Raw genomic sequence first — 25,908 nt, forward strand, 5'->3', positions numbered from 1 at the left:
CACCAATGATGGATTTGTCCGCCTATCGCGACATATTTATCGAAGAATTGAATGATCAATTGGAACGGATGGATCAGTCCTTGCTTGCACTTGAGCTTTCACCTTCAGTGGAACTTGTGCAAACCTTATTTCGAGCAGCTCATACGATCAAGGGCTCGGCTTCGACTATGGATTTTCGTGAACTAAGTGATCTGACACATGAAGTGGAGTATGCCTTGGAATGGGTGCGTTCGAAAAAACCGGACATTACTGCACAACTGATTGATACGCTTTTCCGTTCATTGGATGCGATGAGAGTGCTTAGAGATCAGTATGTGCGAGGGGCAGCTTACTCTGATTTCCGTGCGGTGGTAAAAGAGATACATGACATGATTCATCATCCATCTTCGGTTGTACAAGAGGGGCAATCTCTGATGTTACCTGGAGAATTTAACCTAGTCACAGAAGGGCTTGGATCAGGGGAACAGATTTTTTCTATCCGTATCGTTTTAAGCACAGATTGTTTAATGAAAGCAGCCAGATATCATATCTTGTGCAAACGAGTGGAAGATGTGTGCGGTAGTGTACTAGCAACTTCCATCCAGGAGAAGGGGCAGGAAGAGCAAGGGGAAGAGGCGCAGTATAATCAGTTTGTCATCATTATCGCTTCTAAGTTGGATCAAGCACAAATTGAGAGCGCGTTATCCGGGGACTCCGATATTCAGAGCATTGATGTAGGCCCATATATTTTGGCGACAGAAGAGGCAGCTGTAACAACTGAATTCATAGAGAATGAAATGACAGTTGGAATAGAAAAATCCGACACCTCGGTTCCCCTTCAAGAAGATAAAATGAAGTCCACCCAGCCTACTGTTCGCGTGAGCGTGGAGCGTCTGGATCATTTGATGAATCTCGTCGGTGAACTGCTTATTGACCAGACCTCTCTTGCAGACTTGAGTAGTTCGGGTGCACGGAAGGAGTCTTCCCCAGTACTTCAAAGCATTGGCGGGGTATCCGACCATATGGGCAGAGTCATCAAGGAACTTCAAGATGGCGTAATGAAAACGAGAATGCTGCCTATCGAGCAATTGTTGAACAGATTCCCGAGACTGGTTAGGGACTTGTCTCAGAAGCTTGGCAAAGATATTGAACTGGTTATTAAAGGCGGAGAGACTGAACTGGATCGCATGATTATTGAGGAACTCAGCGACCCGCTGATCCATCTGATTCGAAACAGTGCCGATCATGGCGTTGAGAGTGCCGAGGTCCGAGCCAAACAGAACAAACCTGCTAAAGGTCGAATTAAACTGACTTCTTATCATGAAGAAAATCATGTGGTAATCCGTTTTTCGGATGATGGTAAGGGTATTGATGGGGAGAAGATTAAAGCTTCCGCGCTGAAAAAAGGCATTATAACTGAAGAGCAAGCGGCTCGTTTGAATGCACAGGAAGCTGTCCATCTGATCTTTGAACCAGGGTTCTCCACGGCTTCAACCGTTAGTGACGTATCTGGCCGAGGTGTTGGCATGGATATTGTACGAAGCCAGATTGGAAGGCTGAATGGTATCATCGATATTGACACAGTGGTCGGTGTAGGCACGACGTTCACGATTCGTTTACCGCTTACTCTGGCCATTATCAAGGGTCTGTTAGTAAATGTGTCAGGCCGGGTACTGGTTCTGCCGATGTATAACGTAGCGGAGATCGTACGTATTAAACCGGAAGAGATTCAGATGATTCAGGGACAGCAATCCATTTTGAACCATGGGCGCATTGTGCCTTTTTACCGGCTGTGTGATAAGCTGCAATACCCGCGTAAAGATCGTAAGTCGAAGACGATTCCGCTCGTTATTGTGCGCTCCGTTGATAAAATTTCAGCGTATGCCGTGGATGAGATCATCGGAAATCAGGAAGTGGTCATTAAGTCGCTTGGAACGTACCTCGGAGCAATGAATCACCTCTCTGGTGCAACCATTTTGGGGAACGGAAAAGTGGCTCTGATTCTGGACGCTACTTATCTAGTCAGCCATTAAAAGACTAATGCTAACTGCGTCCAGTAATCACTTTAATTTATTTAAAAATAAAAAAGATAAAGAGCCTCAAGATCCTGCATGCAGGGCCTTGAGGCTCTTTATCATGTTCTGCTCAGATCATGTTCTCGGGCTGTCCGCCTGTCCTTTGAAAATTAAGTCCATAAAGTGATTCGCAGCCGAGGAGATCGGCATGTTCCGTTTTGTCATGATCCCAACATGAGAAGGAGGGAGAGGAACGTCAAGCTGAATCTCGAAGAGAGAGCCTTCTTCCAGCTCTTTGGAGATAAATTCTCGTGTGACATAGGAGATCCCCAAGCCGCGGCGAGCAAATTCAATCAGAAGGTCAACACTGCCGACCTCGATCTCTGGTTTTAACGTGTAGTTATAATGATTGAAGAGTTCTGTGATTGCCATCCGAACCCGACTGTTACGAGAAAACAGGATAAGCTCATGTTCAAGCAATTGTTCGAGGGTCAGTACTTTTCCCTTCAACTGGGCATATCGTTCACCAGCAACAAAACAATCCTTTAGTTGGATGCTCTCCCGCACTTCCAGCTGTGGGTCAACGATGGGCATACGGACAACCCCAAGATCGATTTTGCCTTCTTTTAGAAACGTAATGACTTCCGGTGTCGTTCCATGGCTTAGATGCAGCTTGATGTTAGGGTACTGAATATGAAACTCCTCCAGATACGATAACATGTAATGTTTGAAGAGGGAGTCGCTGCCTCCAATCCGAAGTTCCCCGTTATCCAGATTTTTTAGCGCGGCCATTTTTTCTTCTGCAAGTGAGATTAGAATCTGGGATTGTTCGATATAGGAGTAAAGGCTCGCACCCTCTTGAGTTAATGCAACGCCTTTAGAGTTTCGATAGAACAGGGTAAGTCCGAAGCTGTCTTCCAACTGTTTGATCGCGTGACTGACGCTAGGTTGTGTGATGTAAAGGGCTTTGGCGGCTTGGGTCAGACTGCCCGTTTTGGCAGCCCAGTAAAAGACTTTATATAATTCGTAATTTGTTGTCATAGATATCGTCTATAGCTCCTGTGAAATATATTAATTACTTGTATGGCTATAAAACGTATTATAGTGTAACTACAACAAAGAAACCAGAGTTACTTGGAAGGAGCACGGTAAGATGGAACCAACAACAATTGTTTTATTTGGTGCTACTGGAGATTTAGCCAAAAGAAAAATATATCCTGCCCTATATAATCTGTACCTTGAGAAAAAGCTTCCTGAAACCTTCTCCCTGATCGGCATGGGCCGCAGGGAATGGTCGGATGAATTTTTCCAAGCTCAAGTGGAAAAATCTTTGCATGAGTTCTCTAGACGTCAAGGAGATCATGAATCAGTAAAATCATTTGTAAAAGCTTTTCGCTACAGTGTATTGAATATCACGCATAAGGAAGATTATATAAAGTTGCTTCAATTGGTTGAGCAAAGAGAGGCTGAACTTGGTATTCCATCCAATCGCTTGTTTTATCTCTCGGTTGGTCCGGAATTCTTCGAGCCGATCGCTGAAAATATTCAGGCAAGTGGGCTTGGTTCAACACAAGGATGGAAACGTCTCGTCATTGAGAAGCCATTTGGTCATGATTTACAGTCGGCACGCGACCTTAACCGCAAGCTGAGTGAATCCTTCACAGAGGAAGAGATTTATCGGATTGACCACTACCTGGGAAAACCGATGGTTCAGAAGCTGGAGACACTTCATCAAAGCAATCCGATTATGAAGGCTCTCTGGAACAACCGTTACATCTCTAACGTACAAATTACGGCAAATGAGACTGTAGGTGTTGAAGAACGCGCATCCTATTATGATCATGTAGGTGCTGTGCGTGACATGTTCCAAAATCATATGCTGCAATTGCTTATGATGATGGCTATTCAGCTTCCATATAACAGCACTTCCGAAAATGTGGGCCAGAAGAAAAAACACATCATGGAGTCCATTCAGCCACTGCAGAAGCAAACGGTCGGTGCAAGCATCATTCGTGGACAGTACGCTGCAGGTAGCATTCAAGGAAAACCGGTACATGCCTACACAGATGAACCAGGTGTTGCAGAGAACACAATGAATGACACATTTATTGCCGCGAAGCTGCAAATTGATGATTTCTTCTGGAGAGGTGTTCCGTTTTACATCCGTACGGGTAAAAGAATGAAGGAGAAATCAACACGGATCGTGATTGAGTTCAAAGAACCTTCAGGCCAAGGTCACCTGATCAAGAACAACGGTTCGAAACCGAACCTGCTTGTGATCGAAATGAGCCCGGATCAAAGCATGACACTGCAACTGAACGCAAGTGATCCTGAAAATAAAGGGGAATTCAAGCCCGTTCATATTGACCTTGCTCCTAATCAGGGAGATCTGGCAGAAGCTTATGAGAACTTGATTCGCGATGCGTTGCATGGCGATCCAACCTTCTTTGCACATTGGGATGAAGTTGAGTTATCCTGGGCTTGGGTGCAACCGATTCTGGATGCATTTAATGAAAATCTGCTTCCGCTCCACTTATATCCGGCAGGAAGTTATGGACCAGCGGAGTCGGATGCCATGCTTGAGGCGGAAGGTCATCATTGGTGGTTTGACGAACCTAATGAACTGATTTCTGAGCAAGACAGCGATGTACCGATGGCAGTTAACGGAAACATCTAATGCCCAAAACAAACTAAAAAATCAAACTAATCGGAGGTTTTTAATCATGAAATTTTTTATCGATACAGCTAACGTAGAAGACATTCAAAAAGCATACAAAATCGGTGTATTGTCTGGTGTAACAACTAACCCTTCCTTGGTAGCCAAAGAAGGCGTGAAATTCGAAGACCGCATCGAAGAAATTTTGAAGCTTGTGCCTGAAGTCGAGTCTGTTTCCGCTGAAGTAACGCCGGATGCGCTGACTGCTGAAGAAATGATCGCCCAAGCGAACGAATTGATCAAAATCAATAACAACGACAAAAACATCACGATTAAATTGCCAATGACGCTTGCAGGTCTGGAAGCTTGCCGTTACTTGACTAAAAAAGGTGTAAAAACAAACGTGACTTTGATCTTCACCGTGAATCAGGCGTTGCTTGCAGCTCGCGCAGGTGCAACATACGTATCTCCTTTCTTGGGACGTCTGGACGATATCTCCGAAGACGGCGTACAACTTGTAGCCAAAGTAGCTGAACTGTTCCGCACACATAATCTGGATGCACAGATCATTGCTGCATCCGTGAGACATCCGGATCACGTTACACGCGTAGCGATGGCTGGAGCACATATTGCAACAGTTCCATTTGCAGTCATTGAACAAATTTCCAAACACCCGCTGACAGATCAAGGGATGGAGAAATTTGCAGCAGACTGGAAAAAAACAGTACAATAATATCCGTACGTGGGGAAAAGGTTTAACAGAAAATATATATAAATCATGGAGTATCGGGAGGACATAATGAGTAAACAACAGATTGGTGTCATTGGACTTGCGGTAATGGGGAAAAACCTGGCTTTTAATATTGAAAGTAAAGGTTTCTCGGTATCGGTATTTAACCGTTCACCGGAGAAAACGCATGATCTTCTGAAAGAAGCAGAAGGTAAAAACTTGATCGGAACGTTTTCCATTGAAGAGTTCGTAGCTTCTTTGGAATCACCACGTAAAATTCTGATCATGGTACAAGCGGGTAAAGCAACGGATGCTACTATTGAGCAATTGCTTCCTCACCTGGATCAAGGAGATATCATTATCGATGGTGGTAATGCGTACTTCCCTGATACACAGCGTCGTAGCAAAGAGCTGGAAGCCAAAGGTTTCCGCTTCATCGGTGCAGGTGTATCCGGTGGCGAAGAAGGCGCGCTGAAAGGTCCTGCAATTATGCCAGGTGGTCAGGAAAGTGCGTATGAGCTTGTAGAACCAATCCTGACGGCGATTTCTGCCAAAGTTGGCGATGATGCGTGCAGCACGTATATAGGACCTGACGGTGCGGGACACTACGTTAAAATGGTGCATAACGGCATCGAGTATGGTGACATGCAGTTGATTGGTGAAGCGTACCATTTGCTGAAATCCGTACTGAACGTTTCCGTAGAAGAGTTACATGAAATCTTCTCCGAGTGGAACCAAGGTGAACTTGACAGCTATCTGATCGAGATCACAGCGGACATCTTCTCCAAATACGATCCGGAAACAGGCAAACCGATGGTTGATGTCATTCTGGATGCCGCTGGACAAAAGGGAACAGGCAAATGGACAAGCCAAAGCGCGCTGGATCTCGGCGTACCATTGTCCATGATTACGGAATCCGTATTCTCCCGTTTCTTGTCGGCGATGAAGGACGAGCGTATCGCTGCCAGCAAAATCCTGAACGGACCTAAGGTAGAAGCGTTCTCCGGTGACAAAAAAGCATTCATCGAGAACGTACGCAAAGCGCTGTTCGCAAGTAAAATCGTATCCTACGCTCAAGGTTTCGCACAGATGCGTGCCGCATCCGACGAATATGGCTGGGATCTGAAATACGGCAACATCGCGATGATCTTCCGCGGCGGTTGCATTATCCGTTCACAGTTCCTGCAAAACATTAAGGAAGCATACGACAAAGATGCAGCCCTGAAAAACCTGCTCCTTGATCCATACTTCCAAAACATCGTTGAATCCTACCAGGATGCATGGCGTGAAGTGGTGGCCGCTGCGGTGAAACAAGGTATTCCAGTACCAGGCTTCTCCAGCGCGTTGTCCTACTACGACAGCTACCGTACAGAGCGTTTGCCAGCAAACTTGCTTCAAGCACAACGTGACTACTTCGGTGCACACACATTCCAACGTGTGGACAAAGAAGGTTCATTCCATTTCCAATGGATGGATACTAACGAGTAATTTTTTAATATAAGCACCTCTGCAACAGTCCTTTTGAGTTTACTCAGGGGAGAGTTGCAGAGGTGTTTTTTTGTTTTGGCACAACATCGGCATGTACGGTTGGTGAAAAAGAGGGAAAACTCTTCAAAATTTATTATCATCAAATTGTAATAAAATGTACCCATCTGTAGTCTGTAAAAGATGCTGAGACACCTCTGTTTACGTTATACTATTTCAGACGGATTTGTTTCCGTTAAAATTGCAGTACATAACTTTTTGAAGGTGGGGGTCAGGCTAGGCATGTTTGTACTCATAGGTATCCTGTTTTTGCTCGTATATGGATTGTTAGTCTTCTACATAGGCTGGAGCGGGTGGAGTTGGATGAAACCCGTGGTGGCAGCCAGATTTCGCTGGTTGTATATCACAGCACTTGTTTTTCTGGCCGCTTCCTTTATTTTGGCACGCATATTTGGCAGCATTTCGTTTCTCGGTGTCATCGGCTCCTATTGGCTGGCGGTTTTCTCACTATTATTGCTCATATTGCCTGTTGTACACCTGACGTTATGGCTTCTGCGCTTGACGCGAATTCCTAGACATCACGCTCACAAATGGGCGGGTGTAGTTACGCTGGTTTTACTGATCTCTACAATGGGATACGGAATTTTCAACGCGTACAGCCCGGTCGTCAGACAATATAACATTCAGATTGATAAAAAGGTGCAAGGCATAGACAAGTTGAATATTGTCATGGCTGCGGATATGCATTTTGGACTGTTGTCTGGTCCTGCTCATGCGAAACGGATGGTAGAGGAGATTAATGCCCTCAAACCAGACCTCGTTTTATATCCGGGTGACCTGATCGATGACAATCTGGCGATGTATGAGAAGAGTGGTATTGCCGATATTATTAGTGGAATCAAGGCTCCTTATGGCGTATATGCTTCACTTGGGAACCATGATAAATTTGACGGACCTACCCAGGATCTCATCGCTGCATTGGAGAAAAGCAATATGCAGGTGCTGTATGATGACAAAATCGTACTGGATAACAAAATTACATTGATTGGACGGAAAGACCGAACGGAAGAAGATCGGGCAGACGTAGCAACACTTATGCAAAATACAGATCTGAATCAGCCTGTAATCATGCTGGATCATCAGCCGTACGATTTGGATATCGCCGAGAAGAACAACGTTGATTTAGTCGTATCGGGTCATACACACCGGGGACAGATTGCACCGGCTCAATTCATAACACAAGCGATCTATGAGAATGATTGGGGTTATCTGCAAAAGGGCTCCATGCACTCGATTGTCACCTCAGGATATGGTTTCTGGGGACCGCCAATCCGGACAAGTAGCCGTTCCGAGATTGTGCAGATCAACGTAACCTTTGGGCAATAAATGAACAGCCCCTTCGCGATAGAAGGGGCTGTTTTGTTCTGTCATCAAACGTACATTTAGTTTCGTACTCCATTTACGGGAATAGCTTCAAAAGAATAAAAGGCACCTTTTTTATTGATTTTACCGATGAGAGTAGTGGCTCCTTTTTTCGTAAAGGTGTATTGGTTATCTTGAATACGAACGCTGTATCCTTTTAAATTCAGGCCAAAGATCGATTTTACTTTTGGCGCTGCGGCGGAGAGGGCTTTCTTTTTACTCAGCTTAGGCTTAGCAAAAGACTTCTTAAAATCAGCATCATTGTTCCAGTCCGTGCCGAATTGATTGATTACCTTCCACACTTTTCCAGTGTTACTTCCAATGTGTACAGAGTTTATACTACTGTCATCTTGATATACCCAGAGTGTATCTTTGTTTTTTTGGGTAAGCAATGAATAATCAAATGCCTTAATGGATGTAATGCCAAGTATTTTGAGTGTGTTTCGGGCTTTGTTTGTAAGTGTAGCCCGTGCATCCTTAAGGTCATAAAGAATACTTGCTGATAATTGGTTGTTATGATCCACATCGACGTATAAACTTTGGTCATGTCCCCAGATCACCCAGTAGTTTTTGAGTCCGCTGTCGTTTACATCTTGTTTAACTCGCCAGAAGGCATCCGCTTTGAATTTGTTGTCTTTATCAAACGATTTTAGGAACACTTGTATTTTGTTGTATAAAGCTTGATCCAATACTTTGTTAAGATCATCGGCTTTATAATTGATTAGGGTAGAAGTAACTTTTTCCTTTTTGGAATTATAATTTTGAGTGATATCAGCCTCGGCTGTGCCAGTTAACGTGCTATTAACAACCCAATCATCAAATGCAGTGTCTGCAGATGTGAATTGAACGGTTCGTTTTCCAGTCAATGCTGTGATGGCGTCGGTTAATTGTTTAGTCACTTTTTGATCCAGATTCAGCGTATTTGAAACATCCTGAACCACGGAAGTAGGACTTGATTCTGCCCAAGCGGCGGGAGCTATGGATAATAATAGTGACATAGAAGTGATAGCTGCGGTGATCGAGACTAATTTTTTCAATGATTATTCCTCCTGTTACGTAAATGTAATTGTGATTGCATTAGATATTTATAGTTGGATACACTATTAACGTGGATGAAAAGGAAAATGTTGCATACTCTAAATTTTTACCTTATGCCTGTAGTTGACACCGTTTTCAGCTTATGCTAGACTATTTGCGAGGCTTGTTACCGGTAAAGCGGGCAAAACCACAATGGAAATGATTTTATTATTTCTATTTTGGTTTTGCCCTTTTTTATGTCTCAAAAAAAACCAGGTGGGTCCATTATGATTATCAAACAGATATTTAATAACAACATCGTCAGCACGGTAGATGATAAAAATAAAGAATTGCTGATCCTCGGCCGGGGTATCGGATTTAAGTTCAAAGCTGGCGATGAGATTGACGAAGAGCGAATTGAAAAGGTGTTTCGTCTTCAGGATACATCGATATATGAAAAGTTCAAATCCATCGTCGCTGAAGTGCCGATTGAAATTCTGCAGGTAACCGATGATATCGTGACGCTGGCACGAACACAGCTGAGTAAAACGATCAGTGACGGGATATATGTCTCCTTATCCGATCATATTCATTTTGCTGTTCAGCGGTTGGAAAAGGGAATGATTACACGTAATCCACTTTCGTGGGAAGTGCAGCATTTCTATAAGGCAGAGTATGATGTGGCCAGAGAAGCGCTCACTTTGCTCAAAGAACGACTGGATATCGAATTCCCGAAAGACGAAATCTGCAATATTGCGCTGCATTTCATTAATGCAGAAGTCAACGATTCGATGAATGATGTCACGCATCTGATGCAGTTGTTGCAGGAGATTATGAACATTATCAAATATCACTTCAACGTCGAATTGGATGAGGATGGCGTGAACTATTTCCGGTTTATCACACATCTGAAATACTTCTGTCAGCGAGTCATTACTCATTCAACTCATGATGATGCGGAAGAGTATCTGTATGAGGTGGTAAGGAAAAACTATCCGGAGACGTTCAAGTGTATCGGCAAGGTCGAGACGTTTATCCATAAAAACTATCAGTACGATATGACTCACTCGGAGCAACTGTACCTGACATTGCATCTAGAGCGCTTGATGAAGACAAAACGGGAAGCGTAACGTTTTCCAAAATGTTAGCGTGAGCACCTTCATGCAATTGATTTCAGGTTATGTATCACATAATACATTTTCATATTCAATGGGCTTGTTACTGTTTAATCAGGCAATACCCGAATGAAGGTACGCAGGTACATCTGCGTAGTTTTGTTCGGGTATTTTTTATGGGAAAAATGAGGAGGAAATCAGATGAAACATCAAGACACGGCACAGCAGATCATCAAAGCCGTTGGTGGAAAAGACAATATCAACTCGGTGTATCACTGTGTTACAAGGCTGCGCTTTGATCTGAAAAGCAATGACAACGTCGACAGCGGCGCTTTAAAACAGCTGGATAAAGTAATGGGCACCAACATTTCGGGAGATCAGTTCCAAGTCATCATCGGTAATGATGTATCCAAAGTATTTGATGCGATGGTAAAGGAAGAACCGTCCATTCAGCAAAACGCAGACAATAAGCAGGCCAAACCGGAAAAAAGTAAAAATGTGATCTTGAGCATCTTTGAAACGATTGCAGGTGTATTTGCTCCGATGCTTCCGGCCATTACAGCAGCGGGTATGCTAAAGGGGTTACTTGCCCTGTTTGTTTCGCTGGAGTGGATGTCCGCGGGAACAGATACGTATCGCATTCTGTCCGCGATTGGTGATGGTGTGTTCCATTACTTGCCACTGCTGATTGCAGTCAGCGCTGCCCGCAAGTTTGGCAGTAATCCATTTGTAGCGATTGCACTGGGTACAGCCTTGATGTATCCCGACATGGGGGCCTTGCTCTCCAGCGGAGAAGCGGTGGCGTTTCTAGGTATTCCAGTCACAGCAGTAAGCTATGCTTCATCGGTTATTCCGATTTTGCTGGCGGTATGGTTGATGTCTTATGTTGAAAAATGGGTGGATCGGATCATCCCTGCAGCGCTCAAGCTTTTGCTTGTGCCACTGATTACGCTCCTGGTGATGGTTCCAGTCACATTGATTGCGATTGGACCATTGGGTACATTTGTTGGTAACGGTTTGTCCGGTGGGATTAACTGGCTATTGAACGAAGGTGGCTTGATCGCTGGTATCGTACTGGGCGGTGCCATGGCACTGATTATCATGACAGGTATGCACTACGCACTTGTGCCGATTATTCTCAGTAATATTGCTACACTCGGTTTTGACAAATTCCTGCCGCTAACATTTATTTCAAACATGGGTCAGGCTGGTGCAACACTCGGTGTGTTCTTCCGTGCTAATGATAAAAAACTTAAAACCGTTGCTCTGTCCACGAGTTTCACGGCTCTGATGGGTGTAACCGAACCGGCGATGTACGGGGTTAACATGAAATATAAAAAGCCATTTGCCGCTGCGATGATCGGTAGTGCAGTAGGTGGCGGTTTCGCCTTGGCATTCGGCGCTAAAGCCTATGTACTCGCGGGTAATGGCGGACTTCCTGGGTTGCCGTCTCTTGTTGGACAGACCTTCCTGTATTCCTTCGGAGGCATGATTATCGCGTTTGTTGTAGGTACGATTGTATCGATCCTGTTCGGGATCAAAGAAGAGGAGGGGGACGCTGAGGCACTGGCCAAATTTGCTCCAGGTGCCACTAACGCTAATGTGACAACAGATAAGGCAGTTAAGATTGAAGCACCCGTCAACATGGAGGATCCTGGTGCCCCTGCACCAACGGGGGATGCCATAGCTTATGCTCCGATGACAGGCAGAGCTATCCCGCTGCAAGAAGTAAATGATCCGACCTTTGGTGATGAATTGATGGGCAAGGGTGTGGCGTTTGTTCCTACCTTGGGTGAACTGGTGTCCCCGGTTACGGGCACGGTGATGAATGTTTTCAAAACCAAACATGCCATTGTTGTCCGCAGTGATGAGGGTATGGAGCTGCTTATTCATGTTGGGATCAACACAGTGAAGCTGCGTGGACGATATTTTGATTCGCATGTGTTAGCAGGGACACGCGTACAGGCTGGTGATCTATTGCTAACCTTTGAACTGGATGAGATTGCGAAGGAATATGACATAACAACCGCTATGGTTGTGACTAATACGGCCGATTATAAAGAGATTACCCCTATACAACTGGGAAATATCCAAATGGGTGAGAACGTATTGAAGGCGAAGCTGTGAACAAGGAGAGATCAATATGAACAATCGACAAGGGTTTTCCGAAGGGTTCTTATGGGGCGGCGCGATCGCTGCCAACCAGGCTGAAGGCGCATTTGATGTGGGTGGTAAAGGCTGGTCTACGGCCGACATGGTTCCTTATTTTGAGAAGAAGGACTATACCAATTTGCGAGAGTTGATGCATGTGACCACTGACAAGGTCGAGAAGGCAATGGCACATTACAGTTCGGAAGGGTATCCGAAACGGTACGGCGTTGATTTTTATCATCGTTTCAGAGAAGATATAGCCTTGTTTGCCGAACTTGGGTTCAAAACGTTCCGACTTTCTATTAACTGGCCACGTATTTTCCCGAACGGTTATGATGAACAGCCAAACGAAGAAGGACTTCGTTTTTATGACGAGGTGTTTGATGAGCTTCGGAAATACAATATTGAGCCGTTGGTAACCCTCTCTCATTACGAGATGCCGATGTCACTTGTACTGAAATATAACGGTTGGGCAGGCCGTGAGGTTATTGAACATTTTGTGAGATATGCAGAAACGGTCATGACAAGGTACAAGGAGAAGGTAAAATACTGGCTGACGTTCAATGAGATCAATACCACGATTATTGAGCCGTTTACAGGTGGAGGCATCATTGAGGATCGGGTGGATAACGTTATGCAGGCGTCCTATCAGGCGCTTCATCATCAGTTTGTAGCCAGTAGTTTGGTGACCGAGAGAGCACGTCAGATTAACCCAGAGTTCCAGATTGGATGTATGCTGGCTCGTATGATCCATTACCCGGCGACGTCCAATCCGGAAGATGTACTGCAAGCTCAAATCGACAATCAACTCAACCTGTTGCATACCGATGTACAAGTTCGCGGGAGTTATCCGTCGTTTATGACTCGTTACTGGTCAGATCATGGAATTAACGTGATCATGGAGCCTGGAGACGAGCAAATACTGCGTAAGCATACGGTAGATTTTATATCATTTAGTTATTATACTTCCCTGGTGTCCGCGGTGAATCCTGAGGATTACGGTGTTACAGGCGGAAATCTATACAGTACGATCAAAAACCCGAATCTGGAGCGCACGGAATGGGGCTGGCAGCTTGATCCGGTTGGGCTGCGTATTGCACTGAAAGAGCTGTATGATCGTTATCAGCTGCCTTTGTTTGTGGTGGAAAATGGACTCGGCGCGAAAGATAAGGTCGAGGAAGACGGCTCCATTCAGGATGATTACCGGATTGACTACCTCCGTAAACACATTACACAAATGAAGGAAGCGGTCATGGACGGTGTGGATCTAATGGGATATACAAACTGGGGAGCTATTGATATTATCAGCGCATCTACCTCGGAAATGTCCAAAAGGTACGGTGTAATCTATGTGGATCAGGATGATAACGGACAAGGGACATTGAATCGTTTCAAGAAAAAAAGCTTCGACTGGTATCAAAAAGTGATCGCTTCAAACGGCAAGGATTTGGATTGATACAAGAACGAACGTAACAGGCTTTGCTTCGCGGTTGTTTACCTCGGAGCAAAGTCTTTTTATTTTACTCACATGTAAAAAGAATGACTGCATCCCGGATGAGATGATATACTGTGTTCGTATCAGGGAGGAATGAAGATGAGAAAACCGATTATTGCGGTAGATATGGATGACACGATCTGTCAACTAGTTAAACGGGCCATTTATCATAACAACAAGAGCTTTCCAACTCATCTGCTTCATTATGAAGATATGGTAGATTGGGACACCACTCACTTGCGTCACCCGGATAGTACCCATGAGGTGTTTTACGGGCGACCCGGATTGTTCGAGGAACTGGAGTTATATGATGAGTATGTGGTGGAAGAGATGCGGAAGTTAAACGATGCGTATGATCTTCTTATCGTTACGGCAGCAGAGCCTAAGACGGTATTGGAGAAGTGGAAGTGGCTGCAGATGCATATGCCGTTTATTAAACTGGAACAATTCATAACGTGCAAACGCAAAAACTTGCTCACATTCGACCTTTTAATCGATGACGGGCCTCATAATCTGATTCCGGCTTTTGAAGGTGGACGGAAAGTCATCTGTATCCCGCATCCGTGGAACAGACAACAACGTGAGCAATACGGCTTTCCCCAGATGTCGTCCTGGAAAGGTGCGAAGCTGTACATAGATGAGATGTTGCTGCCCTTAGGTCTTCATATTTAACATTTAACCATACTACCGTAATCCAGAGCAGAAGTTATACTCTGGATTTTTTGCGATAGGATAGCGGGGTATCACCCGTTATTTTTTTGAAGGCAGCATGAAAGGAATCCATATCCTGATAGCCAACCATTTCAGCAATGATACCCACTTTATGGCCGGATCGCTTTAACAGCTCACAACTTCTTTGAATGCGTAGATGTTGTACATAGGATCTAAATGTCTGTCCGGTATAACGAACGAACATTCTTCCAATCTTTTTCTCACTCCACCGGGATAACTGAACCAAATCTTTCATGAGGATACGTTCGCCAAGATGCTGCCTGAGGTAATGAAGGATGGATTCCATGTCATGAAACATGGGTTGATGTGGAGTGGAGTCCACACACTTCATCTGTTGATCCTGTCTGTAAGTCATGATAATCAATTGGCTAACCAGCGTGTCTAACATCGCAAGTGAACCTGGCCCGGGAACGGAGAATTCACGGTATAACTGTAACATTAATTCTTCCAAACGGCCGGAATGATCTGTAACGGAGATATACTGCTGCCGATTTTGCTCAAGGTCCATCAGATGTTGTACGATGTCCTCATCCCGAAGAAAATGTTTCAAAGCTTGTATTAATTCGGCGTTAAACAAGCAGTTATAGATGATCAGGGGTGCTTTTGTTGCATCCGTACTCACTGGTCGGAAGACGTGAGGAATTCCGATAGGAATGACAAATAACATGCCCTTGTTGACAGGGACGGTATCTTCACCGATGTGGTGAAACCCTCTACCTTCAGCAACATAGCTGTACTCAACGAAATCATGGGTGTGAAAAGGCATCATAAAGTTCTCAAAACAGCGATTAACGAATAACTGTAGTGGACGGTTCAGGAATGCCTCGCTTTTCAATAATTCTACAGACCTTTTCATATACAGTTTCTCCTTCCCACAGATGGCTGTATCGGGGGGTGAAATAGTCCGTTTTACCGGATAATTCACACCCTGGAATCGATATAATTATATCGTAACCTGCCAAGGGAAGCCATGATGGAGAGGATGAGCACAACATGTTAAAGATCAGTGACCTTCGGTGTGAATATCGGTTGAATCCAATTGGTTTGGATGTCAGGTCACCCCGACTGAGCTGGAAGCTGGAATCAGATCGTCGGAACTGTATACAGTCGACTTATCAGGTTCAGCTATCTCATACACCCGATTTTGCAGTTATCATATGGGATACACAAGAGCTGAAATCAGATCAGTCTGTTCATGTCGAGCTTGAAGGTTTTCAACCTGCTGCTCGAACGCGGTATTTTTACCGGGTTCAGGTTCGGGATGCATTTGAAGAGTCCTCAGGGTGGTCTGAAGCCGCTTATTTCGAGATGGGACGCATGGAACTCAGCACCGATTGGACCGGAAAGTGGATTACAGCCAGCATACCTGGTGAACCTGATTCATCCTGTCCACGCATGAGAAGATACTTTGAGATTGTGAAACCTGTTCTCCGTGCAACCATTTATGCTACGGCACTTGGCATGTACGAGTTACATCTGAATCATACTCGGGTAGGTGAGGATTATTTTACGCCAGGTTGGACGACTTATAGTAAGCGTTTGCAATATCAGACTTATGAGGTGACCCATCAGCTTAAGGCTGGACAAAATGTACTTGGAGCCTATCTTGGAGATGGCTGGTACCTGGGGCATCTTGGTTGGAATAAAGAACGAGAGATTTTCGGTTCTACATCTGCTTTACTGCTGGAGCTTCATATTCGATATGTTGATGGCTCGGAAGAGATCATCGGGTCGAATGAAGAGTGGTCTGCTGCACCAAGTGCCATTCGCATGTCAGATATTTATATGGGGGAGACCTATGATGCGCGTATGGAGAGCGACTGGGGAGATCAATCTCAAGGTGCATGGTTACCCGCTCAAGTCCTTTCCTATCCGAAGGACATCATCGTCGCGCAAGAAAATGTACCTGTCAAGCAGATGGAGCAACTTCAGCCCGTAGCTTTGCTGACAACACCGCAAGGAGATCGCGTACTGGATATGGGACAGAACATGGTAGGCTGGGTGAGATTCAGCATTGAGGGGGATGCAGGGCAGACGGTTGAACTACACCATGCCGAAATTCTGGATCACAAGGGGAATTTTTATATCGATAATCTTCGTGCTGCGAAACAAAGGATACATTACACCCTCAAAGGAGAAGGGATGGAGACATATGAGCCTCATTTTACATTTCAAGGATTCCGTTATGTGAAATTAATTGGTTTCCCGGAAGAGGTTGTTTTAGATCAGTTTACGGGAGTTGTCCTTCATTCCAGCATGGAACGTACAGGCCACTTCTCTTGCTCCAGCCCGTTGGTTAATCAACTCCATCACAATATTTTATGGGGACAAAAAGGGAACTTTGTTGACGTACCCACGGATTGTCCGCAGCGGGATGAGCGGCTGGGATGGACAGGGGATGCACAGATGTTCATCAGAACCTCCGCTTATCTGATGAATACAGCTCCCTTTTTTACGAAGTGGCTTCGGGATTTGCGAGCGGAGCAAGGAGAAGATGGGGGAGTGCCGTTTTTTGTCCCAGACCTGAGAAGCTTGATCTCCGAAGGCTGGGGAGATACAAGTCATTCCTCATCTGCCTGGGGAGATGCGGCGGTGATCTGTCCATGGGTCATGTACGAAATGTATGGGGACATGCGACTGCTCGAGGATCAATATGAAAGTATGCAGAGATGGATTGCATATATCTATGATCAGGGAGAGAATGCCTTCCTCTGGAATACAGGGTTTCACTTCGGGGACTGGCTTGCACTGGATTCCAAACCAGGCAGTTACGTTGGGGCGACGGACATCCATTATGTTGCGACTGCATTTTATGCATACTCCGTTTCATTGACTCGTAAAGCTGCGGCTGCACTAGGTAAATTGGAAGATGTTACGTATTATGATGAGCTGCATCGAAATATTGTCAAGGCATTCCAAGATGAATATGTCACTCCTGCAGGCAGACTAGCGGTTCCAACGCAAACAGCGCATGTGCTTGCCTTGCAGTTTGATCTGCTGGAGATATCAGCCTGTACTCGTGCTGCTATGCAATTGACTGAACTATTGAAAGAAACACAAAATCATCTTACAACCGGCTTTGTAGGAACGCCTTATTTGAATCCGGTACTAAGTGATATGGGCAGGAATGATCTAGCCTATGAATTATTGTTGCAGGAGGATTATCCGTCCTGGCTATACCAAGTGACGCAGGGAGCCACAACGGTGTGGGAGCATTGGGATGGCATGAGGGAGGATGGGAGCCTGTGGAGTGCTGATATGAACTCGTTTAATCATTATGCATATGGTGCTATAGGAGAATGGTTGTATCGTTACGTGGCAGGCATTCAGCCAGATGAAAAGCAGCCCGGATTTAAGAGGGTTCATATCAAGCCATATCCAGGTCCGGGACTGGAATGGGCAGATGCGAGTTTTGAGAGTATGTATGGCCAAGTGAAGTCTAGCTGGCGTCAACAGACACATGGGGAAATGGAACTCTGTGTTCAGATTCCTGCCAATACGAGAGCAGAGATACATCTGCCGAATGCCGATCGTCAAACGATTAGGGAGAACGGCAGTCTGATTCATCAATCTGCTGAATTTCAATTTTTGAACAGTCCGGGCACAGATGTGGCTATGACTTTAGGCTCTGGGAAATATCGATTCACCTACAAGTTGATGAATGAAGATAGTGAATGTAGCTAAACCTTGTTTACTGAATATATTCCAAATTAAGATTGTAATCTCCTCGCTAGCTGATTAAAATAAGATTTGGAATCTGGATTGCCGGAGACTATCTTTCTATTTTAAGACACAAGTGAGGTTATATGTATGAGTCCACCGGCTAATCGCCCCCGGCGCATAGAATATCTGGATCTCTATCGTGCTATCGCGATTATGGCAGTTGTAGCTATTCATGCGACATCAACAGCTGTTGCGCATTATCCTAAAAACACGTTTGATCATGATCTGTTTTACTTTTGGAATACCTTTTTGCAATTTGCCGTACCGGCATTTTTGTTTTTATCTTCGCTGGTTTTGTTTTATAACTACAGCGCCAAGCTGAATGAGAAGGGCTGGATGACTTCTTTTTACAAGAAGCGAATATTTTATATATTTGTACCGTATGTCGCCTGGTCTCTAATCTATTTTGTCATCAAAAAGTGGTTGGCTGGCAAAGAACCACTGGAGAGCAGTATGCAGCTTGTCAAACAGCTGGTACAAGGAACGGCACATACTCATTTATACTTTTTTTTGATTATTCTTCAATTTTACATTGTTTTTCCTTGGTTAATTTCCTTGACAAAACAGCCTTGGTTTAGACGCTATATGCCTTTATACTTTATAGCGGGTCAAGCACTGTTCTATGCCTTGCACTTGAAATTTCACTTTGAGCGAACAGGCAGTTTGCTTCCGAGTTATCTTATTGTGATTGGGTTTGGAGCCTGGATCGGCCTGAACTTCGAATGGGCGATGAAAAAAATGCTTCATTACCGTTATGCACTGATGGTCGCACTTATATGTGGAGCAGCGATTTCCTTGTATGCCACCGGAACGATTAAAACAACACTGCTAGAATGGCCGATTGTGACCTATGTATTGCTGTTTCTTATTCGAAATATATTTATACTTTCTGCTTGTTTGATGCTCCTGATTCTGAGTGAAAGAGTAGGTACAAGAGAACGACGTAAGGAATATAAAGTATCTCGATTTATGGATTCTTTGGGAACCTTGGCATTTGGCATCTTTTTAATTCATCCTTTGGTTTTACTATTCTGGAGACGCGAGCTTACCGATGATCTTGCCCGTCACTTCAGTCTTGGCATTGTGTTATCTTACATTGCGGCATTGTTATTCTCCTGGCTCTGTGCTATGGGTCTGCGTCGATTAAAATGGGGATGGGTTCTCATCGGACGGTAATTATAATTTCATTATTTTCTTAAAAAGATGTGAACAAATACAAAGAGATTTCAAGCCCTTTTCATAGGGTTTTTGGAAATCTCTTTTTTATTCACCTCAAAAAGGTTATGATGATGGAATATGCCTAAATGAAATTTATGGAATAAATAGCGCAAATATGAACTGATTGCTGTGACAAAGCTCACACAGAATTACATTATAGTAGGGAAATACTTATTGACCTGGTTATTATTTTGGACCGCAAGCCGTTGGGAGAAGACCGTTGGAGCAAACGGCGCAATTGATCCAGCGGCATTTTGATTTGTAGTTTTATACATGTGACAATTATGCTTGACAATCTTCATGCAACGACTGAAATAATCTTTTATACAGGAGGAAAAAGGTGTACTTTTTAATGCTTTTGTTAGTTGGTGTTGTTTTATGTTTTTTGTTTCCTTTCGGACCCATCATTGTCGGAGGGATCATCTTTGCTGTTGTTGTTGATCAATACAGGCAGACGATGTATATACGCGAAGATATACGGACGATCAAAAATCATTTGAAATTAATGAACAGGGAAGAGTCAGAAGATTACGAGGCAGATCAGGAATACAAAGATATAGATCGAATCTCATCCGAGAGAATGGAGGTTATTAATCGGAAGATTGAAGCGGAATTGGAACGGGACAACAAAAATAAAAAAACATAATCCCAATCAGAGGATGTTAGCGTTTTCTAGTTGCATAAAACAGTGAAATGTAATACCATGAACGCACATATAGTTCACATTGAAGAGATAAGGGCATGTCCAGTAACCTCAAGGCGCAGGTATGGTTTGCCTTTTTCTGTATATTGGAGTGATGAAGTGAGAATCGAGAAGGTGTTAAACAATAATGCGGTAGTCGCCATCAAAGATGAACAGGAAGTTATTGTTATTGGTAGAGGTATCGCTTTTCAAAAAAAGGCGGGTGATCTGATCTCTGACCAGCATGTTGACAAGATCTTTACTTTACAGAATGAAGATATTCAGGAAAACTTCAAGGCATTAATTGCCAGCATTCCACTTGAATATATGAAAGTCTCCGAAGAAATTATCGCGTATGCCAAGCTGAAGCTTGGTAAAAAGTTAAATGAGAGTATCTATCTGCATCTCACAGATCATATTCATTTTGCCATTGAGCGGTACCGCAACAATCTTCCGATTCGGAATGGGTTGTTATGGGAGACCAAACAGTTATATAAAGACGAGTATGAAGTAGGGCTTGAAGCGTTAAATATGATCTGTGATCAATTTGGAGTGCTTTTGCCGGAAGATGAGGCCGGATTTATGGCATTGCATTTTGTGAACGCAGCGCTTAACGAAGAGATGCCTAATATACGTAGCATGACGCAGGTGATGCAGGAGATTCTGACCGTGATCAAATATCACTTCAAAATAGACTTTGATGAGAATGCCTTGAACTACACCCGTTTTGTTACGCACCTGAAGTACTTCGCGCAGCGGATGGTGAAAGGGAAGCATTACAAGAGCAACAATGATGATGAGCTATTCCAGATGATTCAGAAAAAATACCCGGATGCACACAAGTGCTCTGTTAAAATCAAAAAATTTATTGAAAATAACTACACCTATCAACTAACTGACGAAGAAATGATGTATTTAACCATTCATATAGAGCGAGTGGTCAATGCAACTTCTGAATAATCATGTGCTTTAACAAATAAATAAAAAAAGTGCTTGCAAACATAGGCCGGATGTACTATGATGATCTCAAGAAGTAAGCGCATACATTATCCAAACGGATTGTTACTGTTAAATCAGGCAATTCCGGGCCGTAAGATTTAGGAATGAATCGATGTGCTTGCCAAGCAAAAATAATCAAATATCAATGTGTACAGCCTTACAGGGTTGCAACCGTTAAGGGCAAAACCTGAATTGCTGAATAACATGACTGATTTCCGGATTTCCGGTACGTTGTGATTGTTCAGTAGTTCAGGTTTTCTTTGTTTCACAAGCATGGGGAGTCTACTTAGAGAGGAAGAATGACAATGAGCAACTACGATCAATTAGCAAAAGACATTCTGTCACGGGTTGGTGGACCTGAGAACGTAAACAGTGTATTCCATTGCGTAACGAGATTGCGGTTTAAACTGAAAAATGAAAGCGTAGCAAAAACAGAAGAGCTTAAAAATCTGCCGGGTGTGATCACAGTCATGCAGAGCGGAGGACAGTATCAGGTCGTAATCGGCAATGAAGTGCCGGATGTATATAGAGCAGTGGTCAAAGCGGGTAATTTCCCAACGGAAGGGCAGGTTGAGGAATCTGCGGATACTTCGGGTAAAAAAGTGGGATTGTTCAGTCGATTTATTGATATGATCTCGGGTGTATTCACACCACTCCTTGGATTGCTGGCAGCAACGGGGATGATCAAAGGTTTCAACGAGATGTTTGTGGCCTTCGGCTGGCTCACGCAGGATTCAGGTACGTATCAGCTGCTGAAAGCAACTGGAGACTGTCTCTTCTATTTCTTCCCGATCTTCCTGGGTTATACGGCAATCAAAAAATTCGGCGGTTCCCCATTTCTGGGTATGGCCATCGGTGCTTCTCTCGTGTATCCGACGTTAGCCGGGCTTAAAACAGGCGATCCATTGTATACCTTGTTTACAGGCACATTGTTTGAATCACCGATTCACATTACGTTCCTGGGTTTGCCCGTTATTTTGATGGAGTACTCTTCATCTGTTATTCCAATCATTATCGCTACATTTGTAGCTGTAAGGTTAGAAAGATTCTTCAAAAACGTAATTCCAAAAGTAGTAAGCACATTCCTTGTACCATTCTTCACTTTACTGGTTATTGTTCCGGCAACATTCCTGGTTATTGGTCCAATCTCTACTTGGGCAGGACAGTTGATTGGTGCTGGAGCAACCAACATTTATGAATTAAGTCCGATTGTTACGGGATTGATTATCGGTGGGTTATGGCAGGTATTCGTATTGTTTGGGCTTCACTGGGGACTGGTTCCGGTTGCGCTTCTCAATCTCAGTACATCAGGCGCTGATCCAGTTATCGCGATGTCCTTCGCGGCTTCATTTGCTCAAATTGGTGCAGTACTTGCGGTATTGCTCAAAACCAAAAATGCGAAAATCAAATCACTTAGTATTCCAGCATTTATCTCGGGTATTTTCGGTGTAACCGAACCTGCTATTTACGGTGTTACACTGCCGTTGAAAAAACCATTTATTATGAGCTGTATTGCAGGTGGTATCGGAGGCGGAATTCTAGGATATGCTGGTTCAAAAATATATATGATTGGTGGACTTGGTGTATTCGGTTACCCAACTTTTATTAACAAAGAAACCGGTTTGGATTCCTCATTCTACATGGCAATTGTTGCAACGCTGGTTGCTTTCGTTCTCGGTTTTATCCTGACTTACGTTGTTGGGTTCAAAGAAAAAGTAGAAGCTGCGCCAGCTCCGGCACCTGTACTTGATCCTAACCCGAATAACCGTTATGAAATTGTTAGCCCGATGGCTGGTGAAGTGGTTGAACTGAAAGAAATTAACGATGTTACGTTTGCAGGAGAACATATGGGTAAAGGGATTGCCATTCGTCCAACAAGTGGTAGAGTTGTGTCCCCGATTACAGGTGTTGTGCAAACCGTATATCGTACCAAACACGCAATTGGTCTTGTTACAGATGATGGAGTAGAGATGCTGATTCACATTGGTCAAGATACGGTGCAATTGAAAGGCCAACACTTTACTGCGCATGTCAAAGATGGTGATCGTGTCAATGCAGGTGATCTGATTATGGAGTTTGATCTGCAAGCGATTAAAGATGCGGGTTACGAAATCGTGACTCCAGTAATCATCACCAATACTTCCAGTTATCTCGACGTTGTCCCTACTAAAAGTCAGACTGTGAACGAGCAGGATAAACTGCTGACAGTACTGAACTAGTACGTGCTTGAACTGATCGAATCGGATCATAAATGCCTATCTATGATGAATAGGAGGAACAATTCAAATGTACGGAAAAATGAAGGCCTTCCCCGATGATTTTCTCTGGGGAGGAGCAACGGCAGCGAATCAGCTGGAAGGTGCTTATCTGGAAGGAGGGAAAGGGTTAACGACCGTTGACCTGATCCCTATTGGAGCCAATCGTTTTCCGATTGCGCTGGGTAACCTGGATTCGTTTGAACCAAAAGAAGGAGAATTTTACCCTTCACATGATGCGATTGATTTTTACCATCGGTATAAGGAAGATATCGCGTTATTTGCCGAAATGGGATTCAAGTGCCTCAGGCTTTCAATAGCCTGGGCACGGATTTTCCCGAATGGTGATGATGCAGAGCCAAATGAAGCAGGACTTCAATTTTATGACGATGTGTTTGATGAATTGCTGAAGTACAATATTGAACCCGTTGTCACGATCTGTCACTTTGATGTGCCTGTGAATTTGGTGAAAAACTACGGTGGCTGGAAAAACCGCAAGATGGTCGGCTTTTTCGAAACTTATGCCCAAACACTGTTTAATCGCTACAAAGATAAAGTGAAATACTGGATGACGTTTAACGAGATCAACATGCTGCTTCATCTGCCTTATATCGGTGCCGGGATTGTACTTCAGGAAGGCGAGGACAAAGAGCAGGTGTTGTATCAGGCGGCTCACCACGAGCTCGTTGCAAGTGCGTTGGCAGTTAAAGCTTGTCACGAGATCATTCCGAGTGCACAGATTGGATGTATGCTGGCTGCGGGTACGGTATATCCTTATAGTTCACACCCGGAAGATGTGTGGAAAGCGATGGATAAAGACCGGGAATCATTCTTCTTTATCGATGTACAATCCAAAGGAGAGTATCCGGGTTATACCAAACGTTTTTTCAGAGAAAATAATATCCGTATTGAGATGCAGCCGGAAGATGCCGAAATATTGAAGCAGCATACGGTTGATTACATTGGTTTCAGCTATTATGCAAGCCGTTGTACAAGTGCTGATCCGGAAGTGTTGAAGGACTCCACCGAAGGCAATGTATTTGGATCGGTGAAAAATCCGTATCTTCAAGCGTCCGAATGGGGTTGGACCATTGACCCCAAAGGGCTTCGTATTACGTGTAACCAGCTTCATGATCGCTACGGCAAACCGTTGTTTATTGTCGAAAATGGACTCGGTGCAACCGATGTGTTGCTGGATGATGACACGGTTGAAGATGACTATCGTATTGAGTATCTGAATAGCCACTTCGCAGAGATGGCCGAAGCGATTCAGGATGGCGTTGAACTGATCGGTTACACCAGCTGGGGACCTATTGACCTGGTTAGCGCAGGCACGGGTGAGATGAAAAAGCGATATGGCTACATTTATGTAGACAGAAATAACGATGGAAGCGGAACACTTCGTCGTGTAAGAAAGAAAAGCTTCCATTGGTACAAAGAGGTTATCGCAAGTAATGGAGCACAATATTTCTGATTTCAGGTGCTCATATAAGTAAGTTATTCTACAAATCAAAGTAGACCAAGAACAGTCCTGTTCGCACGGGATTGTTTTTGGTTTGATAAGGAATCATTGGCTTGACGTCCGTTTGACTCGTGTTATGAGTTTTATTATAATTTATTAATGTAGAAAATCTTGTCAACTAAGAAGGGGGAGTATCAGCCATGAAGAAAAAATCACTTGCGTTTATATCTTCAGGATATGGATACTCCACTGCGGTATTTTTCTAGAATCCAAAACACGGGAGAAGTCTGCCCAAATGGAGATCAAAATAATGAAAACCCGTAGAAAAATCTTAGGAATGATGAGGTAATGAACATGACAAATGAAAAAATTACGAGAAAAAATCCAACCAATATGCCATCCCCTGTAGGGAATTATACGCATATCACAAAAATTCCGAGAAATGCAGAGTTGTTTGTGACATCAGGGCAGGTTGGCGTAGATGTGAATGGTCAATTTCCGAATACGTTGAATGAACAAGTCACCAATACATTTCACAATATCAAAACCGTTATGCAATCCGAAGATTTGCATGCTGAACATATTATAAAAGTGAATGTATGGGCAACGGAGAAAATAGATTGGGATTACCTTTACGGTGAATGGGAGCAATTATTCGATCATGATTATCCTGCAATGACCATTGGATATATTACAGAGTTAGGTCTACCTGAGATCAAGATTGAAATTGAAATTTGGGCTGCAAAACTGTAAAACCAAATACATTTCAATA

At 43.9% G+C, this 25,908-nt stretch carries 19 protein-coding genes; 16 read left to right on the top strand and 3 right to left on the bottom strand.

Annotated features, from left to right (window positions below):
- Nucleotides 1-5: 5 nt before the first annotated feature.
- Nucleotides 6-2,012, top strand: a complete 2,007-nt coding sequence (locus tag ABIE27_RS08605) for a chemotaxis protein CheA (protein ID WP_123065807.1) — start codon at nucleotides 6-8, stop codon at nucleotides 2,010-2,012.
- A 117-nt stretch (nucleotides 2,013-2,129) separates the two neighbouring features.
- Here the strand turns inward: ABIE27_RS08605 and ABIE27_RS08610 are convergent, their stop codons facing one another.
- Nucleotides 2,130-3,035: a LysR family transcriptional regulator gene (locus ABIE27_RS08610; protein WP_123065806.1), complete on the bottom strand. Its 906-nt coding sequence runs from the start codon at nucleotides 3,033-3,035 to the stop codon at nucleotides 2,130-2,132.
- Nucleotides 3,036-3,147: 112 nt separating this feature from the next.
- Between ABIE27_RS08610 and zwf the strand changes: the two genes are divergently transcribed.
- From zwf to ABIE27_RS08630, 4 genes are all read left to right on the top strand, one after another.
- Complete coding sequence (gene zwf / locus ABIE27_RS08615; protein WP_429350331.1) at nucleotides 3,148-4,671, top strand: glucose-6-phosphate dehydrogenase; 1,524 nt, start codon at nucleotides 3,148-3,150, stop codon at nucleotides 4,669-4,671.
- A 46-nt stretch (nucleotides 4,672-4,717) separates the two neighbouring features.
- Nucleotides 4,718-5,383 (top strand): fructose-6-phosphate aldolase, encoded by a 666-nt coding sequence (gene fsa / locus ABIE27_RS08620; RefSeq protein ID WP_090916923.1) that lies wholly within the window; start codon nucleotides 4,718-4,720, stop codon nucleotides 5,381-5,383.
- Between the two features lie 66 nt (nucleotides 5,384-5,449).
- On the top strand, nucleotides 5,450-6,868 hold the full coding sequence (gndA, locus tag ABIE27_RS08625) for an NADP-dependent phosphogluconate dehydrogenase (protein WP_429350332.1): 1,419 nt from the start codon (nucleotides 5,450-5,452) through the stop codon (nucleotides 6,866-6,868).
- A 279-nt stretch (nucleotides 6,869-7,147) separates the two neighbouring features.
- On the top strand, nucleotides 7,148-8,251 hold the full coding sequence (locus ABIE27_RS08630; protein ID WP_123065803.1) for a metallophosphoesterase: 1,104 nt from the start codon (nucleotides 7,148-7,150) through the stop codon (nucleotides 8,249-8,251).
- 56 nt (nucleotides 8,252-8,307) lie between these two features.
- On the opposite strand, the gene ABIE27_RS08635 is transcribed toward ABIE27_RS08630, so the two are convergent.
- Nucleotides 8,308-9,324 carry a hypothetical protein gene (locus ABIE27_RS08635; protein WP_123065802.1) on the bottom strand — a complete coding sequence of 339 codons (1,017 nt, stop codon included), beginning with the start codon at nucleotides 9,322-9,324 and terminating at the stop codon, nucleotides 8,308-8,310.
- 267 nt (nucleotides 9,325-9,591) lie between these two features.
- Here ABIE27_RS08635 and licT (ABIE27_RS08640) point away from each other — a divergent pair, with 267 nt between their 5' ends.
- From licT (ABIE27_RS08640) to ABIE27_RS08655, 4 genes are all read left to right on the top strand, one after another.
- Complete coding sequence (licT, locus tag ABIE27_RS08640; RefSeq protein ID WP_123065801.1) at nucleotides 9,592-10,434, top strand: BglG family transcription antiterminator LicT; 843 nt, start codon at nucleotides 9,592-9,594, stop codon at nucleotides 10,432-10,434.
- Between the two features lie 186 nt (nucleotides 10,435-10,620).
- Nucleotides 10,621-12,546: a beta-glucoside-specific PTS transporter subunit IIABC gene (locus ABIE27_RS08645; RefSeq protein ID WP_429350333.1), complete on the top strand. Its 1,926-nt coding sequence runs from the start codon at nucleotides 10,621-10,623 to the stop codon at nucleotides 12,544-12,546.
- A 16-nt stretch (nucleotides 12,547-12,562) separates the two neighbouring features.
- Nucleotides 12,563-14,026 (top strand): glycoside hydrolase family 1 protein, encoded by a 1,464-nt coding sequence (locus tag ABIE27_RS08650; protein ID WP_429350334.1) that lies wholly within the window; start codon nucleotides 12,563-12,565, stop codon nucleotides 14,024-14,026.
- 138 nt (nucleotides 14,027-14,164) lie between these two features.
- The gene (locus tag ABIE27_RS08655; protein WP_123065798.1) at nucleotides 14,165-14,737 is read left to right on the top strand and encodes a 5' nucleotidase, NT5C type; all 573 of its coding nucleotides are present in this window, start codon (nucleotides 14,165-14,167) and stop codon (nucleotides 14,735-14,737) included.
- Between the two features lie 34 nt (nucleotides 14,738-14,771).
- Here ABIE27_RS08655 and ABIE27_RS08660 read toward each other — a convergent pair whose 3' ends face one another.
- Entirely contained in the window at nucleotides 14,772-15,653 is an 882-nt protein-coding gene (locus tag ABIE27_RS08660) for a helix-turn-helix domain-containing protein (RefSeq protein ID WP_429350335.1), read from the bottom strand.
- Nucleotides 15,654-15,790: 137 nt separating this feature from the next.
- Between ABIE27_RS08660 and ABIE27_RS08665 the strand changes: the two genes are divergently transcribed.
- From ABIE27_RS08665 to ABIE27_RS08695, 7 genes are all read left to right on the top strand, one after another.
- Nucleotides 15,791-18,481: a family 78 glycoside hydrolase catalytic domain gene (locus ABIE27_RS08665; RefSeq protein WP_429350336.1), complete on the top strand. Its 2,691-nt coding sequence runs from the start codon at nucleotides 15,791-15,793 to the stop codon at nucleotides 18,479-18,481.
- A gap of 126 nt (nucleotides 18,482-18,607) precedes the next feature.
- The gene (locus ABIE27_RS08670; RefSeq protein ID WP_123065795.1) at nucleotides 18,608-19,696 is read left to right on the top strand and encodes an acyltransferase; all 1,089 of its coding nucleotides are present in this window, start codon (nucleotides 18,608-18,610) and stop codon (nucleotides 19,694-19,696) included.
- Between the two features lie 382 nt (nucleotides 19,697-20,078).
- Nucleotides 20,079-20,384: a hypothetical protein gene (locus ABIE27_RS08675; RefSeq protein WP_123065794.1), complete on the top strand. Its 306-nt coding sequence runs from the start codon at nucleotides 20,079-20,081 to the stop codon at nucleotides 20,382-20,384.
- A 156-nt stretch (nucleotides 20,385-20,540) separates the two neighbouring features.
- Nucleotides 20,541-21,380: a BglG family transcription antiterminator LicT gene (licT, locus tag ABIE27_RS08680; protein WP_123065793.1), complete on the top strand. Its 840-nt coding sequence runs from the start codon at nucleotides 20,541-20,543 to the stop codon at nucleotides 21,378-21,380.
- Nucleotides 21,381-21,724: 344 nt separating this feature from the next.
- Complete coding sequence (locus tag ABIE27_RS08685) at nucleotides 21,725-23,638, top strand: beta-glucoside-specific PTS transporter subunit IIABC (protein ID WP_429350337.1); 1,914 nt, start codon at nucleotides 21,725-21,727, stop codon at nucleotides 23,636-23,638.
- Nucleotides 23,639-23,705: 67 nt separating this feature from the next.
- Nucleotides 23,706-25,148, top strand: coding sequence for a 6-phospho-beta-glucosidase (locus tag ABIE27_RS08690; RefSeq protein ID WP_123065791.1), 1,443 nt, complete (start codon nucleotides 23,706-23,708; stop codon nucleotides 25,146-25,148).
- A 342-nt stretch (nucleotides 25,149-25,490) separates the two neighbouring features.
- Nucleotides 25,491-25,889, top strand: a complete 399-nt coding sequence (locus tag ABIE27_RS08695; protein WP_123065790.1) for a RidA family protein — start codon at nucleotides 25,491-25,493, stop codon at nucleotides 25,887-25,889.
- The last annotated feature ends 19 nt before the right edge of the window (nucleotides 25,890-25,908 follow it).

It is taken from the genome of Paenibacillus sp. 4624 (assembly GCF_050435065.1).
In the GTDB taxonomy this organism is placed as follows: Bacteria; Bacillota; Bacilli; order Paenibacillales; family Paenibacillaceae; genus Paenibacillus; species Paenibacillus amylolyticus_D.

Excerpts from the sequence above, each read along its gene's own strand:
- ABIE27_RS08605 (WP_123065807.1), top strand. The coding sequence starts at position 6 with ATGATGGATTTGTCCGCCTATCGCGACATATTTATCGAAGAATTGAAT.
- ABIE27_RS08610 (WP_123065806.1), bottom strand. The coding sequence starts at position 3,035 with ATGACAACAAATTACGAATTATATAAAGTCTTTTACTGGGCTGCCAAA.
- zwf (WP_429350331.1), top strand. The coding sequence starts at position 3,148 with ATGGAACCAACAACAATTGTTTTATTTGGTGCTACTGGAGATTTAGCC.
- fsa (WP_090916923.1), top strand. The coding sequence starts at position 4,718 with ATGAAATTTTTTATCGATACAGCTAACGTAGAAGACATTCAAAAAGCA.
- gndA (WP_429350332.1), top strand. The coding sequence starts at position 5,450 with ATGAGTAAACAACAGATTGGTGTCATTGGACTTGCGGTAATGGGGAAA.
- ABIE27_RS08630 (WP_123065803.1), top strand. The coding sequence starts at position 7,148 with ATGTTTGTACTCATAGGTATCCTGTTTTTGCTCGTATATGGATTGTTA.
- licT (WP_123065801.1), top strand. The coding sequence starts at position 9,592 with ATGATTATCAAACAGATATTTAATAACAACATCGTCAGCACGGTAGAT.
- ABIE27_RS08645 (WP_429350333.1), top strand. The coding sequence starts at position 10,621 with ATGAAACATCAAGACACGGCACAGCAGATCATCAAAGCCGTTGGTGGA.
- ABIE27_RS08650 (WP_429350334.1), top strand. The coding sequence starts at position 12,563 with ATGAACAATCGACAAGGGTTTTCCGAAGGGTTCTTATGGGGCGGCGCG.
- ABIE27_RS08655 (WP_123065798.1), top strand. The coding sequence starts at position 14,165 with ATGAGAAAACCGATTATTGCGGTAGATATGGATGACACGATCTGTCAA.
- ABIE27_RS08660 (WP_429350335.1), bottom strand. The coding sequence starts at position 15,653 with ATGAAAAGGTCTGTAGAATTATTGAAAAGCGAGGCATTCCTGAACCGT.
- ABIE27_RS08665 (WP_429350336.1), top strand. The coding sequence starts at position 15,791 with ATGTTAAAGATCAGTGACCTTCGGTGTGAATATCGGTTGAATCCAATT.
- ABIE27_RS08670 (WP_123065795.1), top strand. The coding sequence starts at position 18,608 with ATGAGTCCACCGGCTAATCGCCCCCGGCGCATAGAATATCTGGATCTC.
- ABIE27_RS08685 (WP_429350337.1), top strand. The coding sequence starts at position 21,725 with ATGAGCAACTACGATCAATTAGCAAAAGACATTCTGTCACGGGTTGGT.
- ABIE27_RS08690 (WP_123065791.1), top strand. The coding sequence starts at position 23,706 with ATGTACGGAAAAATGAAGGCCTTCCCCGATGATTTTCTCTGGGGAGGA.
- ABIE27_RS08695 (WP_123065790.1), top strand. The coding sequence starts at position 25,491 with ATGACAAATGAAAAAATTACGAGAAAAAATCCAACCAATATGCCATCC.